The following is a 15240-nucleotide window of genomic DNA, read 5'->3' on the forward strand; positions in this document are numbered from 1 at the left end:
TAAAAAAATTGAAACCCGTCAGGGTTTATTTGATATGCCCACTTTTATAAAATCTATAAAAGATAATAATAAACTATATGAAAAGACCGCATTTTGTATGAAAATATACCTTAAGTTGATGGATGTGTGGTGCTACCCCATCATAAAAGATTATTTTCTATTTATTTATCAATCTTTACAAAAAGACACCAAAGAATTAACAAAGATATTGTTTCGTCTGTTCAATCTCTTACAGAAAAACGGACGAAAATCCCATAGGTATGAGAAGAAAACAGTCTTTGATATCTTAGGTGTCGTATATAACTATTCTATGTCTTACAATCATGTAGCGTAATCCAAAAAATTGAAACCCGATAGGGTTTATTTGGTATGTAGATCTTTAAAGAAACTACACTGCATCTTTAGAAAAAAGAAAAAATCTCACGTGAAATTAAACTATTATAAGCTTAGCTTGATGGGCATGTGACTGTACCCCAGATACGACTTATGTTTTATCAAATTTATTGTATTGAAAAGATGGTGTCATTAAATCTTGTTATTTAAATTGACAATTTCAAAAACTGCCTGTTCAGCCGACTGAAGTGCACCTTCAAGATGTCCACTATATTGTGAATTTGTCTCTGTACCAGCAAAAATAATTTTCTTTTCCCATACACCTCCTACAGGTGGTTGACCATAGCTCTGATAGTTTTTAAGAGGACTGAAATCTTCCTCAACAGCCGTTTCAGCATCACTAGACCAATCTTTATAAAGAATAGCCTTTACGTTTTTAGCTTCACTTCCAAAGAGCTTAATTAACTGATCAATTACCAATTTTAAAATTTTATCTTGCCCCATTTTTTTACGTGCTTCTGGAGGCATTCCGAAAAAACCAAATAATGCACCAGAGCCTTTATTAGGAGAGGCATCATAAATTTCTTCTAAGGGACCAACTGCACTCAATACATATCCAGAAAGTCCTAATTCTCTCCAGAAGGGACGATCATAGACTGCAACTACCTTGGCCTGTCCCGCCATCCACGTCGGTTTCTTTACAATGTCAGAAATAAGATTTTTGGGGAGGAAAGGCGAAAATTCTATGTGATGCGCCACAAGACGAGGTGGCAATGCCAAAATTACAGCATCTGCATGAATTTTTTTTCTCTTTCCATCAGAAAGCTCTGCTTCAACCGTGATATCACCAGCTTCATTCAGCTGAATTTTCTTAACTCGCGTTTCTAGATCAACTATTTCTGAAGGAATAGTCTCTGCTAGAGCATCGATAAGAGACTGCACCCCTCCAGTCAATCGGACCCATTTTTCGTCAGAATTTTCTTTCAGAACACAGCGCTCTGGTGGCTTGATTTGGAATCGTTCTAAAAGTATTTCGCCTTTCTTATATTGTTCGAAAGTTTCTAAGTTTAATTCTTTAACAAGGTTAGCAATATGGCTCTCATATTGTGGCCAAAACCACGTCGGGCCAAGATCAAATTTGCCTAGGTCAGGTCTGTTTGGATCAGAAGTACTCAAAACCCTACCACCAATCCTATCTCTAGCCTCTATAACCCTACATTTAATGCCTTTCTCAGTAAGTAATGATGCAGCTCTTAGGCCACTTAACCCCGCACCAACAATGATTACAGGATTGTTCATATTTTAATCCTCCTTCTGACTGTGTTTTAGTTTGAATCAGCATAACACGAACAAAAAAACCATACAATATTAAAATTGTATGGCGAACAATATTAAGAAAACTCGTTTAGTAAACCTTTAAGGATCATTAATCCTTGCTCAAGCTCTTCAAGCGTTTTCGGTGCACAGACAGATAATCTTACAGCTCTTTCTGGAGAACTATTTCCAACTACAAAACGTTCAGCAGCATACACTTGTACTCCTTGCTTTGCAGCTAACGTTTCAAATTCAGCACCTGTAATTTTGCCTGGTAACAATAGCCAACGAAAGATACCTGTTTCAGCACCTAGACACATATAGTCTGCCAAATGACGATTTACGACTTGGTTTCTGCGAATGGTTTGTTCACGATGACCCTCAATTATGACTTCAAATTGATTCGATACAATCGTACGTGCTGTCAGTTCTGCTAATAACGGTGAAACGGTTATATTTATATTATAAAGTGCCTTTGAAATGGATTCTTTGAATTGACTCGGCACTGCTAAATAGGCCAGTCGTAACCCTGGGGCTAATGTTTTAGATAAACTTGCAATATAGATAACCTGTTCAGGTGCAAATGATGCGACTGCTGGAAAAGGTTTCTTGTTGAGAAGATGGTACGATGCATCCTCAATAATGAACTGGTTATATTTTTCGGCTATTGCTGCAATCATTTTTCGATTCTCAACAGACATAAAGGAAGCTGTCGGATTATGATAATCTGGGATCAAATAAATGCCTTTAATATTATCATTTTTACAGGCATCTTCAAAGGACATTGGACTCATTTCATAGTTCTCTGATTTTATGGGTACTATTTGTACACTAAGCATTGCTGCAACAGTTTTCAATCCAGGGTACGTATGATTGTCAACACCAATGCGATCTCCAGGCTTACAGAGGCTTGCCAGTGTAGCAGCAATCGCATTTTGCCCCCCATTGGCAAATAAAATGTGATCAAATGTTGTTTCAAACCCACTTTTTCGGATTAGCTTTATAGCAGCATCCTTTTGCCAAAGGCTTTCACCTGCACGACCATAACCGAACCACTTATCATAATCTGTCTCTTGTAGCATACTTTTTAGTTGGATTAGCAGTGGCTCATAAGAAGCATTATCTGGTAGTGTTGCTCCCATTTCAATTAAATGCTTCGGCTTTGTATCTTCAAGTAAATACGCATTCGATAACGCATCATACGATACAAATGTACCACTTCCAACTGATGCACTTAACAATCCCTTTAACTCGCAGACTTTAAAAGCCTTTGAAATGGTACTCAGATTTAAATCCAAATAATCAGCCAGTTCTCGCTGTGGAGGAAGTTTTGTTCCAGGTAATAAAACTCCGTTTAATATATCCTGTTCCAATTGCCTTGCGAGTGCCTTATAAATAGGCTTTTCATTTTTATCAAATGCTGGCTTCCAACTCATCGGATAGTTTTCAAAAGAATTAATTGGCATCAGAAACATCCTTTTTCACACAATTATATGATTGTGCCTTTTTTACCAATTATAACTTTTGTTATTGGTTTTGAATAAAGTTTAATCAAACTTACTTGGAATTTATTCTGAAAAGACTACGGAAATAGTCTAAAACATTTTTTAATGAAACATCAATGTTATAAACTACTTTTTAATCAAACTTTATTCAAAACCAACACCTTATGTAACTGAACTAATAAGTAAAAGGAATGCCACATATTAGTTATGTATAATATGTGGCATTCCTTTTTTTATAATTTAGGTCTTGATAAATATATAAGTGAGGTTTCTTTTTATATAATATGTTCATCTAACCACGAAATCAAATCTTGGAATACTTCATCCCTATTTACCTCATGGAACATTTCATGCCTTCCATTTTCATATAGACGAAGTGTTACATCTTTCACACCACAATTTTTATACATATTATATACTTCTTTTACACCTTTTCCCATGTCGCCTACTGGATCACGATCTCCAGAAAAAATATGTATCGGAAGGTCTTTCGGCGTTTTCTCATATTCCTCTAGTTTATTCACTTCAAGCACACCGTTAAATAATTCACGGTAAAAACTCGTTGAACAAATAAAACCACATAACGGATCTTCTATGTATCTATCAACTTGACTTGTATCTGAAGAAAGCCAATCAAACTTTGTCCGATTGGGTTTAAAGTTCGAATTAAAATTCCCAAATGATAAAAAGTTCAACATTGGGCTTTTTGTTTTTGCGCCGCGAAGCTTCATTTCAATTGTTGCTACTTTATGACCTATTACACCTAAAAGTCCAGGATTTCCACCCGTCCCAGAAATAAGGAATCCATCATATAGTTCACCACGAAGTTGCACAGCACGTCTTGATAAGAAAGAGCCCATACTGTGCCCTAATAAAAAGAGCGGGCAAGTATGTTCATTACGAATCAATTCCGATACAAAGACTATGTCAGTAACAGCCTGATTCCAGCCAACATTTGGTTCGAAATGACCGTAATCCGCTTCTTGTTTTGCTGTTTTCCCATGCCCCCGATGATCATGAGCATACACACCATACCCAGCTTTCAATAAGGCATCAATGTATTCTGTATATACACCAGCATGTTCTGTCATACCATGTGCAATCTGTACAATTCCACGAGGTTCACTTTCCGGCAGCCACTTGCGCAAGTAAATTTCTGATCCATCCAATACCGCAACAAAGCTTTCCTGTATGTTCATTTTGACAGCCTCCAAATCTATATGCTCTATTACAATCTATATCCTTAAAAATGAATCACCATTCATTCTTCTTACTATGTATTATATGCAATTGCTTCCATTATGACAAACACTGTATTTTTTATTTATTAAACTATTATCTTGACGAAAAAGAAATATAATTATATAGTTACTTACATAAAGTAATTAATATTTTTTAGGAGGTTTCCTTTATGATACCATCATTATTTTTAGCACATGGCTCACCCATGCTTGCCATTCAAGATACAGATTATACACGTTTTCTTAAAACACTTGGAGAAACATATAAACCAAAAGCAATTGTTATTTTTACAGCTCACTGGGAAAATGAAGTATTAACTATCTCATCTTCAGATAATGAATATGAAACAATTTATGATTTCGGCGGATTCCCTCCCGAATTATATGAAATACAATATAAAGCAAAAGGTTCCTCAGCCATCGCAACAATGCTAGAAACAAAATTTAAAAATAAAGGGATTCCAATTCGCAAAGATACAACTCGAGGATTAGATCACGGGTCATGGACACTATTACATCGTATGTATCCAAAAGCCGATATACCTGTCGTCCAACTTTCAGTAAATCCATTCCTTCCTGCAAAAGAGCAATATGAAATTGGACAGGCAATCCAAGGACTTGGACAAGAGGATATTTTAATAATTGGTAGCGGTGTTACTGTACATAATTTACGTGCACTCAAATGGGATCAAACAACACCTGAAAGATGGGCTGTCGAATTTGATGACTGGATTATAAATCATATGCAAAATAACGATAAAGATTCATTGTTTAACTGGGAAACTGCTGCTCCTCACGCACATTTAGCTGTTCCAAGAGCAGAACACTTTGTCCCCCTTTTCATCGCTATGGGGAGCGGTAATGCTGAAGGAAAAGTCATTCACCGTAGCTATGAACTTGGAACATTAAGTTATCTTTGCTTCCAGTTTTAATTGATTTCAAACAAAAAGGATGAGGCACCGTTGCTCCATCCTTTTTGTTTTATTTCTATTCAATACTTATACCGTATATTCTTCACCTAATTAACTAACTTCCAAATGCTCTTTCTTTGGTACCTCTGCCCTTCTACTATTGAAATATACCCAAATGCAGGCCAAAAATAAAAGTGATGATGTAGAGAAAAATACATATTGAAACCCGGCATGCGCAGCAATCTGCCCTCCGAGTACTGGTCCAATCATATTTCCTAAAAACTGAAAGGATTGATTATAACCAAAGATACGTCCAGTTACATGATGTGGTGTATGTTGTTTTAGTAGAGTTTGTACAGAAGGTAACAATCCAGCTTGTGCAATCCCTAATAGAAAACGCAGTATTAATAATTGCCAAGCAGCTGTCACAAATGCTTGTGGGATAAAAAGAATTCCTGCAAAGAACAATGCTACAACTAACGTTTTTTGAGGACCAATATGATCCGATAATCTTCCTAGTTTAGGAGCTGCTAAAATGACGGCTAAACCTGTTGCAGATATCACCGCCCCCGCAATCATTTCAATATGATCCGTATGAGGACCCGCTAAATGTTTTACATACAACGTAACAATAGGTTGTATGGACATATTTGCAAGTTGAATCATAAAAGTTGCTACAAACAAGCTCGTAATAAAATGTTTCGCTGGAACCATCGTCCACACTTTTTTCGGTTGCGCTCTTTTTGCTTGAACAGAATGATTCGATTCATGCAAGAAGAAAAAGACGATTATGAAGGAAAGAAACAAAAAGGCTCCTGTAACTAAAAATACGTGACGCATTCCAATAAGTTCAGATAAGTATCCTCCAAGTATCGGGCCGAGTAAGGAACCACTTACACCACCAGTTGATATCGTAGAAATCGCCCAACCAGAATGCTCTTTCGGTGTTTCCGCTGCTATAAATGTCATTGCAGTCGAAAGAAACCCTGACACTGCCCCCATCAAAAAACGAAGTGCAACTAATTGATATACATTTGTAACAAATCCCATAAGCGTCATAATCATTGCCATCCCAAGACTCGCACGAATGAGCATCAATTTCCGACCATGTATATCACCAAGTTTCCCCCATATTGGCGATACAATCGCGCCCATTAAAAAAGTTACACCGAATGCAATTCCCGACCACTGTGCAATTTCGGATGTACCCGTTACGCCTAGATCCTCAATATAAAAGGATAAGAATGGTATCACTAAGCTCATACCCGCTGCCGTAGTAAAACAACCAAGCCAACAAATCATTAAATTTCTTTTCCAGCTGGCCATTTCCACACCTTCTTTCTTAGATACCCATTCTACACCCTTTTTGTTAAAAAGTTTAGCAATATGATTCATAGATTAAACGTCATGTGCTTAAAGAAAATTTAAACAAAAATAAAAATTGCCAATAAGGGTATACCTTTATTAGCAATTTTCATTTTTAACTAGAATGTTCTACATCTTCCAACATGAACGATTCGAGTTGATTCAAAATTTGTACCCATTTATGAATGGCTTGTTCCATAATTTCACCATAAGTTGTTCCATTTGACATATAACCTAAAAACTCTTCCGTACGATACACTCCATTTAATAAAGCCTCCTGCATTTGAATGTCTTTCGGAATCCTTACTTCGTCTTGTTCGTAGCATAAGCCAATTGCAAGTAAATAGGCAATTGGAGGTAAAACATGATCCCCAAATTCAAAAATAAATGAAGTTTTCAAAAGTGGGTTTAAATAGGAGTATGTTTCATTTTTAAACTGTATACCTTTAAAAAATGGATGTTGGTCATACTCTTCTCGAATTCTTAAAAAGTCTGTTATGGAAATCTCTCCATACTTCTGGACATGTTGTATTAAACTCGTCTCGAATAAATGAACCCCATATGTAGATAAGACAACCTGATGTACTCTTTTTACATACTGACTTGCAATTTCTTGCCTTAATTCTAAACTTATGTCCCTATTCTGTAACATTGCCTGAACACAATTAAATTCAAAGTAGTATATCATAATTTCATTTAATAATTGAGTACTATCATCAAAGAATGTATGTTCATAACTTTGATTAAAATATACATTAAAATTACGTTATTGTAATTGGTATTAATTGAGCCTGACAGCCTTCCTCATAAAATTCAAGTGGACCTGCTTGACCAATAATTGCATATTCATAACCAATTTGCTTCATGTCAGACAAGCATCGATGTAACAGTTCTCTTCCCACACCTTTTACACGATGACTTTTAGCTGTTCCCATTGGTCCAAACAGCCCTTTCTTTCCTCTTACAACATCATAACAGGCAAACCCAATTATCGTTTCATTTTTCTTTGCAATGTAAATTGGCGGTTCTTTATATTCTCGAAAACCTTTATTCACCGTTCCGAACCATCTTTCGCCAAATTCATTCATAACAAACTGGAGAAGCTCTTCCAAATCAGATTGATTTGCCCGATTAATATTGCAAATTAAATCATCCATACTCGGTATTTTATAATCTTTCAAATCTACAGTCATATCTCTTGGTACGGAAACAATGTGTAAAATCCTTTGTCTCATATCTTCTCCTATTAAATTTTGAATCTCCTCATCTCGCTGAAGGATTACGCTTACAATATGTCCTTCATTTACATATACTTGATTAAACCTTTCCATCTTACGTTTAGCTAATTGTAATATCTCCATTGTCCTATAAGAAACATTGTACTCTTGTACTTCTATACATCTTTTATCTTGAAATTCCGTCTGTTGTAATTGTTTGAATTTCGCTACAAAATCTATTCCTATAGAATGAAATAAATACATATACAATTCACCACAAACTCCCGTTCCTTCTTTACACGCCCCTATAAATAAATCTAGGGGTTGAATAATACGCTCATGGTATTCAGCTTCTTTGCTTGCAATTTGAAAAATCCTATTTACTCGTTTTGTAAACTTAAATTCTTTCATATGTATTCTTCCTTTATAGTAATTTTTTAAATGTAAACCTAGCTCCCGTATCATCAGAATCAATATCCCATTCAATCTCCATCTCTTTCGCCATAACAGCAATAATGGATAATCCAATTCCTACACCTTTATTTGGCGAATGAGCATTTTGAAAACCTGGCCCATGGTCAACAACTGTAATTGTTTTTTCCTCATGGTTTACATATACTCCTATAAATTTCCCATCATCTGCATGCCTAACTACATTTTGAATTACATTATCTATAATTCTTTGAAACCAATTTTCATCGATATTCCAAAATAATTGCTTTTCTGGAATCACAATATCAATCTCAAAGCCTTTCTCATCTAATATGTCATACCATGATGCAACAAGTTTTCTCGTTAAACGTGTCATATCCGTTTGCTCTGGATGATAAGGATATTTCTTTGCCGTTATTAATGAATACGATAGTAAGTTCTCTATTAACTCCGCTAAGTAATTAATTTTTTCATCCATTCGTACAATTGTTTTCTGTCCTTTGACTGAGATGGCTTCTTCTTTTAAAGAATCAATTTGTGCACGCATTGCTGTTAAAGGTGTTCGCAAATCGTGAGACAGATCCGCAATTAGTTTTCTACGAAATTGTTCCTCCTCCTCCTCTTTCAATTTACTTTTTTGTAAAGCCTCTACCATGCGATTAAAGGACTCCTCTAATAAACCAATCTCATCTTGCTTTGATATGGAAATTCGCAATGGAAGTGTCTGGTCTTGTGGAAGTTCCATCGCTTTTTGTAGCATTAATAACCTTTTTCTAATCTTAAGAAAAAATATGATGGAACAAACAATAAATATTGTAAAACATCCAATAATAACTATTTCAAAAACAACTTCATATCTTTCGCGTATTTGAACGATTGGTGCATTTACATATTTCCTCGAAACTTGAAATACCATAAATGCGCCTTGTTTCTCTTTTCCAATGTAAGATACAACTGTAAATGGATCCCCTTCAAAACTCTTTTTCATAAATGCAATTGCATCACTTGCACTCCACTCTTGTGGTATATTTTGTTTTTCAGGAATTTTAAGATTTGTTTTCCCTTGACTATCTACCCAAAACATTGTTCCTTCTGAGTATTTTTCTTGAAATGATTGAAAAGCTTGCTCAATTTTCTCAGGATTGTTTTCATCTAAATTTTCCGCATTATTTCTCCATTCCTCTTCTATTTCCACACTAGAATACGTAACTTGTAAACCCTCCATCCATTCGATAGATTTAATGAAGAGAAACGAACTGAGTGGAACAACAAGAGGCAACAACATAATCGCTGCAAATATAATAAATAGGTACTTTCGTAATAGTGATGTACTTTTTATCATGTCTTACACCGATAACCTATTCCACGTATGGTTTCTATTATTTGAGGACTACTTGGATTCTTCTCTATTTTTTCGCGTAAATGACGGATATGAACCATCAATGATTTATCCCCTTCTATGTAGGATTCATTCCACACTGCCTCAAAAATTTGTTCTTTCGTTAATGTACGATTCATATTTTTCATCAAATAAAAGAAGATTTGATGCTGCTTTCCTGATAAAGTAATTTCTTCATCCGTGTCTGTATCAACAATCCGGTATTCTTTCATAAATATTTTTAAATGTTTCACATGCTGCACCTCTGCTCCATCTTTGTTGTACCGTCTTAGTAAAACTTCAATACGTGCCATCAACTCTTTTGGGTGGAATGGTTTTGTTATATAATCATCAGCAAATGTTAATCCATATATTTTATCTTCTAATGTTGTTCTTGCAGTTAGCATAATAATCGGGATATCTGGGTATTCCCGTTTAAAACGTTGACCTAGCGTAAAACCATCAAGCCCTGGCAACATAACGTCTAAAACAATGACATCTGCGATTTCACATACTTCATTCGTACCCTTCTCTGCAGTAAACCATGTAACTTCATACTCTTGTTTCTTCAACTCTCTTTTGACCCATTCTCCAATCTCATGATCATCCTCAACATACAAAATGTGTGTCATTTTTTCACCTTCATATATAAATTTAACCCTTCTCTTCCATCATAAGGAATACTACACAATTTGAAAACTAGTACACTCCAAAATTAGGGAATACTGTATAAATTTAAACAAAACTTAAACTCTTCTAACATTAACATTAACCTTTATTTCCTATACTTCATTTGAGGTGATAGGAACATGAATTATATTTTGAAAACGACTGGGTTAACAAAGAAATATCGGAATGATTATGTAGTACATAATGTAGATTTAAAAATTCCGAAAGGAGAGATTTATGGATTTCTCGGGCCTAACGGAGCTGGTAAAACAACCAGTATTCGCATGCTATTAGGCCTTATTAAGCCAACACAAGGAAATATCGAGATATTTCAACAAGATTTGGCAAAAGAACGTTTATCTATATTATCTAAAATTGGAGCTCTCGTTGAAAATCCCTCTTATTATGCCCACCTAAATGCCATTGAGAATTTAGAAGTTTACCGGATTTTGAGAAATGCTCCGAAAGAAAAAATTGAGGAAGTACTGCAGATTGTTGGTTTACAACATGCTGCCAAGCAAAAGGTAAAAGAGTATTCATTAGGAATGAAACAACGGTTAGGAATTGCCATTGCCTTACTTGGCGATCCGCAGCTATTAATTTTAGACGAGCCGACAAATGGACTTGATCCAGAAGGGATTCACGAAATTCGTATGCTAATTAAACAACTGGCGAAAGAAAGAGGGATTACCATCCTTATTTCTAGTCACTTATTAAGTGAAATTGATCAAATGGCAACCTATGTTGGAATCATTGCAAAAGGCAAGCTTATTTTTCAAGATAAAATAGGAAGATTGCGTCAGCACGCTCATCATTCTATTACACTTATGACAGACAAGCCAGATGCAGCTTGGAAGCTCATTCTCGCTAAAGGAATTCCTTCTTTACAAGAAGAGGAGAAAATCATTCTATCAAATGTATCAAATGAAACTGTTGGAGAGATTGTCAAAACACTTGTAACACATAACATTTCCGTGTTTAGAATTGAAGAAAATAAAAAGTCACTTGAAGAGATATTCTTACAGCTTATAAAGGAGGAAGAGACACATGTACAAACGCCTCTTTCAATCTGAGCTTTTAAAAATAAAAAGGAAGTGGGTTTGGTTTTTAATCTTTTTAGGGCCAATAGGTGTTATTTCCCTTCAAGCATGTAACTTTTTTCTCCGCTATGATTGGTTAACAGAGAAATATGCGAAAGACTTATGGGGAGGTCTTCTTTCTGAGGTTCAACCTCTTGCTTTAGTAACCTTGATATTAGGTACTACTATTATTACTTCTTTAATCGCTCACATAGAGCATCATTCTAGTTCATGGAAACATCTCTTATCCTTACCTATTAATAAGCGACATATTTTTCTAGTAAAATTCATACTGGTATTTTTCCTACTTACTGTTTCTTGTTCTTTATTATTGATTGGCATAGTTGGATTGGGTTTAACATTACAATTCGATGATTCAATTCCATGGTTTTCTATATTTAAAATAAGTTTCTATCCTTACTGGTCGGCACTACCAATTGTAGCTCTTCAATTATGGATTGCTATCATATTTCAAAACCAAAGTATCGCATTTACAATCGGACTTTTAGGAACTATTTTCACTATGTTTTCAGTAGCGCTTCCCAATTGGTTCATATGGAGATGGCCAAGCCTACACATTGACTGGGGACCTCCATTTCTATGTGTAGCAATAGGTCTAATCGTTGGTATATGTATGTTATGTATTGAAACAGCCAATTTTACTAGAAGGGATGTGCATAAATAATGCTTTGGCTTAAAAGTATACAAGCTGAATTTTATAAAATAAAAAAAACTAAAATATGGGCATTACTATTTTTAAGCCCCATTTTAGCAGGAGTAATTGCTTATGCGAATGCCTCAAACTATCCTGATTATAAACAGCATTGGGAGTTAATTTATAATATCATGGTAGTGGTGCATGGCACGTTACTTCTCCCACTATTAACAGGTATTTTCACTTCATATATTTGCCGATATGAACATTCAAATGGTGGTTGGAAACAACTTTTAGTACAACCAATAGCAAGGTATCACACCTATATCATAAAATTTTTCTTTATTCTTTTATTTGTAGGTACAATGCAACTTCTCTTCATCATAAGCTATGTTAGTGTTGGACAACTGTTGCATTTATCTAGTCCTTTTCCACTCATTCCTACACTTAAAAGTATTACAGGAGGGATAATCGCCACTTTACCTTTAATTGCTTTACAATTATGGGTATCAACCATCTGGTCCAGTTTTGCTGCACCGATTGCTTTAAATGCTATAGCTTCTATACCAGCTCTAATGATTGCAAATTCCGAAAGATTTGGTCCTTTTTATCCATGGGCACAACCATTTCTAGCTATGCTTCCTAAAGAGGACTCACAACTATTTTATATTTCTTTTGAAACACTCATATTTGTCGTAATTGGTAGCTTTGTTATTTTATTTATAGGCGGCTTCGTTCATTTTATGAAAAAAGCATATTAACCTTTTACATACCAATAGCCCAAAGCTATTTAAAATAGTTTTGGGCTATTCAACATAACTAAACATACAAATGATATCCATACATAATAGAAACAATTATTCCAACTACCAATATTCCAGGTAATAAATTGGCTACTTTAATTTTAATAAATCCAAGTAAATTTAATCCAATTGCAAAAATCATAATCCCACCAGTAGCTGTCATTTCCACAATAAACTGATTCATCAGCTTCTCTGGTACAAAACTATTAATTTGCGTTGCGAAAATCGCAATCCCTCCCTCATATAAAATGACTGGTATTGCTGAAAATAGTACGCCTATTCCAAGCGTTGTCGTTAAAATAATAGAAATAAATCCATCAATAATTGCTTTTGTAAATAGCACATCATGATTTCCGCGAATGCCACTATCTAAAGCTCCAAGTATCCCCATTGCTCCGATGGCAAAGATTAATGTCGCTGTCACAAATCCAAGGGATATACTCCCTTCCCCTTTTGAGCCAACCTTTTTTTCTAGCCAATCTCCTAAACTTTTTAACTTCTCTTCTAACTCCAGCCATTCTCCAATCACTGCACCAATGACAAGACTTATAATTACAACAAGAAAGTTTTCACTTTTCAATCCCATTTGAAGACCAAGTACAGTAACAGCTAAACCAATTGTATGCATAACTGTCCCTTTCATACTTTCTGGAATATTGCTTAATAATCTACCTAATATAGTACCAATTATGATACAAATTCCGTTCACTATTGCTCCTAATATAACCATTATGCTTTCTCCATCCTCTTCAACCATTATTTTTTTAATTTTTATATATAACATACAACAAAATACAAAAAACTTTAACGGAATTTTCAAAACTTTATAAGTAAAATTAACTTATGTATTGTATTTTTTCATCGTTTCATGTTACCGTAATATTGCATACACTATGAGATGAGCTCACAACACATACCTATAATCTAACAGAAACATTTTTCGTCCTACATATCATGTCTAGCATACATAAACGATTAAGCACTTACTCATTTTCTTACATACTATATGAAACTCTTATCAGCGGATTTTCTAAAAGTCATTTATTATATAAAGTGAAACTTTAATGAATGGGTGGTTCTTCCTCCCCCACTGATTATCAGCTCTCACCAATCGGGCTTTTATGGGCAGCTCGCCTCCCACCTATATTCTTTGCTTTCTCTGAATTTTGAAGTGAGGGTCTTACTGCCTCCAAATAGCGGGATAAAAATGAAAAAGGAAAGATAACTATGACAACTTTATTTAAACGATTTATTTTAATAGTAATTCTTATTACACCGATTGTTTTATTAATAAATAACTCCTTTACATCAAAAGCAAAAGATACGGCTGGAGTAGAAAATAAAAAAGACAATACAAAGAAAACCGAAAAAAAGAAAAAAGAAGATCCTGAAATTACTCTTACTTTTTCTGGTGATACAATGTTTGATTGGCAATTGCGACCGGTTATTCAAAAAAACGGTGCGGATTATCCATTCCAACATGTAAAAGATGAAATAACAAAAGCTGATATTTCCTTTATAAACTTGGAATCTGCATTTACAGCACGGGAGAAAAAGGCTCCTGGCCAGTTATTTTGGATTAAAAGTGATCCTTCCACATTACAAGCTATTAAAAACACAGGCTATGACATTGTGAATATTGGTAATAACCATACGCTTGACTATGGACAAGATGGTTTAATGGATACAATCTCTCACGTAGAAAAACTAAAACTTCCTTATATCGGAGCCGGAAAAAATGCAGATGATGCATACACAGCTAGAGAAATTACAGTAAAGGGGAAAAAATTCAAATTCCTTTCCTTTGTTCGCTTTATGCCTGATTTTACCTGGGTAGCCGGTAAAGACAAACCAGGTGTTGCAAATGGATATGATATCAATCTAGTAACAAAAACGATTCAAGAACAAAAGAAAGACGCCGATTATCTGATTGTATATATGCATTGGGGCGTTGAAAAATCAAATAGACCTATAGACTATCAAAAACAATATGTGCCGAAAATAGTCGAAGCTGGTGCTGATGCGATTGTTGGGAGTCACCCGCATTGGTTACAAGGATTTGAATACTACAACAAAGTCCCTGTCGCTTATTCGTTAGGAAACTTCTTGTTCCCTAACTATGTAAAAGGAAAAAGTGCTGAAACAGGTGTATTAACCCTTACTTTTAAAGGAAAAGACGTACAAATGTCATTTAACCCTTATATCATTCGCAATAATCAAATTTCACCAGTCACTCCTGATGAAAAGAAAAAAGCTTTACAATATTTACAAACCGTTTCAACTGATGTAGAAATTGATGAAACTGGAACAATTAAAAATAAACATAGTTAGAAAGAAA

General features: G+C 34.9%; 14 protein-coding genes and 1 pseudogene. 6 read left to right on the plus strand and 9 right to left on the minus strand.

Annotated elements, in window-relative coordinates; all coding sequences use genetic code 11:
• A pseudogene (locus AAIE21_RS05990) lies at positions 1–334 on the plus strand (hypothetical protein); the annotation flags it as partial.
• Between the two features lie 191 nt (positions 335–525).
• Here the strand turns inward: AAIE21_RS05990 and AAIE21_RS05995 are convergent.
• The 3 genes from AAIE21_RS05995 to AAIE21_RS06005 form a co-directional block, all read right to left on the minus strand.
• Positions 526–1632, minus strand: coding sequence for a flavin monoamine oxidase family protein (locus tag AAIE21_RS05995; protein ID WP_343265922.1), 1107 nt, complete (start codon positions 1630–1632; stop codon positions 526–528).
• 92 nt (positions 1633–1724) lie between these two features.
• Positions 1725–3113 carry an aminotransferase-like domain-containing protein gene (locus tag AAIE21_RS06000; RefSeq protein WP_343265923.1) on the minus strand — a complete coding sequence of 463 codons (1389 nt, stop codon included), beginning with the start codon at positions 3111–3113 and terminating at the stop codon, positions 1725–1727.
• A gap of 314 nt (positions 3114–3427) precedes the next feature.
• A complete protein-coding gene (locus AAIE21_RS06005; protein WP_343265924.1) occupies positions 3428–4351 on the minus strand; it encodes an alpha/beta fold hydrolase in 924 nt (307 codons plus the stop codon).
• A 212-nt stretch (positions 4352–4563) separates the two neighbouring features.
• Between AAIE21_RS06005 and AAIE21_RS06010 the strand changes: the two genes are divergently transcribed.
• The gene (locus AAIE21_RS06010; protein ID WP_343265925.1) at positions 4564–5325 is read left to right on the plus strand and encodes a DODA-type extradiol aromatic ring-opening family dioxygenase; all 762 of its coding nucleotides are present in this window, start codon (positions 4564–4566) and stop codon (positions 5323–5325) included.
• 90 nt (positions 5326–5415) lie between these two features.
• On the opposite strand, the gene AAIE21_RS06015 is transcribed toward AAIE21_RS06010, so the two are convergent.
• The 5 genes from AAIE21_RS06015 to AAIE21_RS06035 form a co-directional block, all read right to left on the minus strand.
• Positions 5416–6630: a multidrug efflux MFS transporter gene (locus AAIE21_RS06015; protein WP_343266464.1), complete on the minus strand. Its 1215-nt coding sequence runs from the start codon at positions 6628–6630 to the stop codon at positions 5416–5418.
• Positions 6631–6784: 154 nt separating this feature from the next.
• Positions 6785–7321: a hypothetical protein gene (locus AAIE21_RS06020; protein ID WP_343265926.1), complete on the minus strand. Its 537-nt coding sequence runs from the start codon at positions 7319–7321 to the stop codon at positions 6785–6787.
• Between the two features lie 109 nt (positions 7322–7430).
• Positions 7431–8297, minus strand: a complete 867-nt coding sequence (locus AAIE21_RS06025) for a GNAT family N-acetyltransferase (protein ID WP_343265927.1) — start codon at positions 8295–8297, stop codon at positions 7431–7433.
• A 13-nt stretch (positions 8298–8310) separates the two neighbouring features.
• Positions 8311–9660: a sensor histidine kinase gene (locus AAIE21_RS06030; RefSeq protein ID WP_343265928.1), complete on the minus strand. Its 1350-nt coding sequence runs from the start codon at positions 9658–9660 to the stop codon at positions 8311–8313.
• Positions 9657–10328, minus strand: coding sequence for a response regulator transcription factor (locus AAIE21_RS06035; protein WP_343265929.1), 672 nt, complete (start codon positions 10326–10328; stop codon positions 9657–9659). The genes AAIE21_RS06030 and AAIE21_RS06035 overlap by 4 nt, the downstream gene beginning before the upstream one ends.
• Before the next feature lie 177 nt (positions 10329–10505).
• On the opposite strand from AAIE21_RS06035, the gene AAIE21_RS06040 reads away from it, so the two are divergent.
• From AAIE21_RS06040 to AAIE21_RS06050, 3 genes are read left to right on the plus strand one after another with little or no spacing between them, the layout of a single operon-like run.
• Positions 10506–11438: an ABC transporter ATP-binding protein gene (locus AAIE21_RS06040; RefSeq protein ID WP_343265930.1), complete on the plus strand. Its 933-nt coding sequence runs from the start codon at positions 10506–10508 to the stop codon at positions 11436–11438.
• The gene (locus AAIE21_RS06045; RefSeq protein WP_343265931.1) at positions 11413–12129 is read left to right on the plus strand and encodes an ABC transporter permease; all 717 of its coding nucleotides are present in this window, start codon (positions 11413–11415) and stop codon (positions 12127–12129) included. The genes AAIE21_RS06040 and AAIE21_RS06045 overlap by 26 nt, the downstream gene beginning before the upstream one ends.
• Entirely contained in the window at positions 12129–12860 is a 732-nt protein-coding gene (locus AAIE21_RS06050; RefSeq protein WP_343265932.1) for an ABC transporter permease, read from the plus strand. Before AAIE21_RS06045 ends, AAIE21_RS06050 begins: the two co-directional genes overlap by 1 nt.
• Positions 12861–12918: 58 nt before the next feature.
• Here the strand turns inward: AAIE21_RS06050 and AAIE21_RS06055 are convergent, their stop codons facing one another.
• Positions 12919–13632, minus strand: a complete 714-nt coding sequence (locus AAIE21_RS06055) for a DUF554 domain-containing protein (protein ID WP_343265933.1) — start codon at positions 13630–13632, stop codon at positions 12919–12921.
• 497 nt (positions 13633–14129) lie between these two features.
• On the opposite strand from AAIE21_RS06055, the gene AAIE21_RS06060 reads away from it, so the two are divergent.
• A complete protein-coding gene (locus AAIE21_RS06060; protein ID WP_343265934.1) occupies positions 14130–15233 on the plus strand; it encodes a CapA family protein in 1104 nt (367 codons plus the stop codon).
• Positions 15234–15240: the final 7 nt, after the last annotated feature.

The sequence above is a fragment of the Paenibacillus sp. 102 genome (assembly GCF_039549175.1).
Classification (GTDB): Bacteria; Bacillota; Bacilli; order Bacillales; family Bacillaceae_G; genus Bacillus_A.

What these genes read in the sequence shown, in the direction of transcription:
- AAIE21_RS06025 (WP_343265927.1), bottom strand. Translation starts at nt 8,297, where the DNA reads ATGAAAGAATTTAAGTTTACAAAACGAGTAAATAGGATTTTTCAAATT.
- AAIE21_RS05995 (WP_343265922.1), bottom strand. Translation starts at nt 1,632, where the DNA reads ATGAACAATCCTGTAATCATTGTTGGTGCGGGGTTAAGTGGCCTAAGA.
- AAIE21_RS06015 (WP_343266464.1), bottom strand. Translation starts at nt 6,630, where the DNA reads ATGGCCAGCTGGAAAAGAAATTTAATGATTTGTTGGCTTGGTTGTTTT.
- AAIE21_RS06030 (WP_343265928.1), bottom strand. Translation starts at nt 9,660, where the DNA reads ATGATAAAAAGTACATCACTATTACGAAAGTACCTATTTATTATATTT.
- AAIE21_RS06055 (WP_343265933.1), bottom strand. Translation starts at nt 13,632, where the DNA reads ATGGTTATATTAGGAGCAATAGTGAACGGAATTTGTATCATAATTGGT.
- AAIE21_RS06010 (WP_343265925.1), top strand. Translation starts at nt 4,564, where the DNA reads ATGATACCATCATTATTTTTAGCACATGGCTCACCCATGCTTGCCATT.
- AAIE21_RS06020 (WP_343265926.1), bottom strand. Translation starts at nt 7,321, where the DNA reads ATGTTACAGAATAGGGACATAAGTTTAGAATTAAGGCAAGAAATTGCA.
- AAIE21_RS06050 (WP_343265932.1), top strand. Translation starts at nt 12,129, where the DNA reads ATGCTTTGGCTTAAAAGTATACAAGCTGAATTTTATAAAATAAAAAAA.
- AAIE21_RS06005 (WP_343265924.1), bottom strand. Translation starts at nt 4,351, where the DNA reads ATGAACATACAGGAAAGCTTTGTTGCGGTATTGGATGGATCAGAAATT.
- AAIE21_RS06060 (WP_343265934.1), top strand. Translation starts at nt 14,130, where the DNA reads ATGACAACTTTATTTAAACGATTTATTTTAATAGTAATTCTTATTACA.
- AAIE21_RS06045 (WP_343265931.1), top strand. Translation starts at nt 11,413, where the DNA reads ATGTACAAACGCCTCTTTCAATCTGAGCTTTTAAAAATAAAAAGGAAG.
- AAIE21_RS06040 (WP_343265930.1), top strand. Translation starts at nt 10,506, where the DNA reads ATGAATTATATTTTGAAAACGACTGGGTTAACAAAGAAATATCGGAAT.
- AAIE21_RS06035 (WP_343265929.1), bottom strand. Translation starts at nt 10,328, where the DNA reads ATGACACACATTTTGTATGTTGAGGATGATCATGAGATTGGAGAATGG.
- AAIE21_RS06000 (WP_343265923.1), bottom strand. Translation starts at nt 3,113, where the DNA reads ATGCCAATTAATTCTTTTGAAAACTATCCGATGAGTTGGAAGCCAGCA.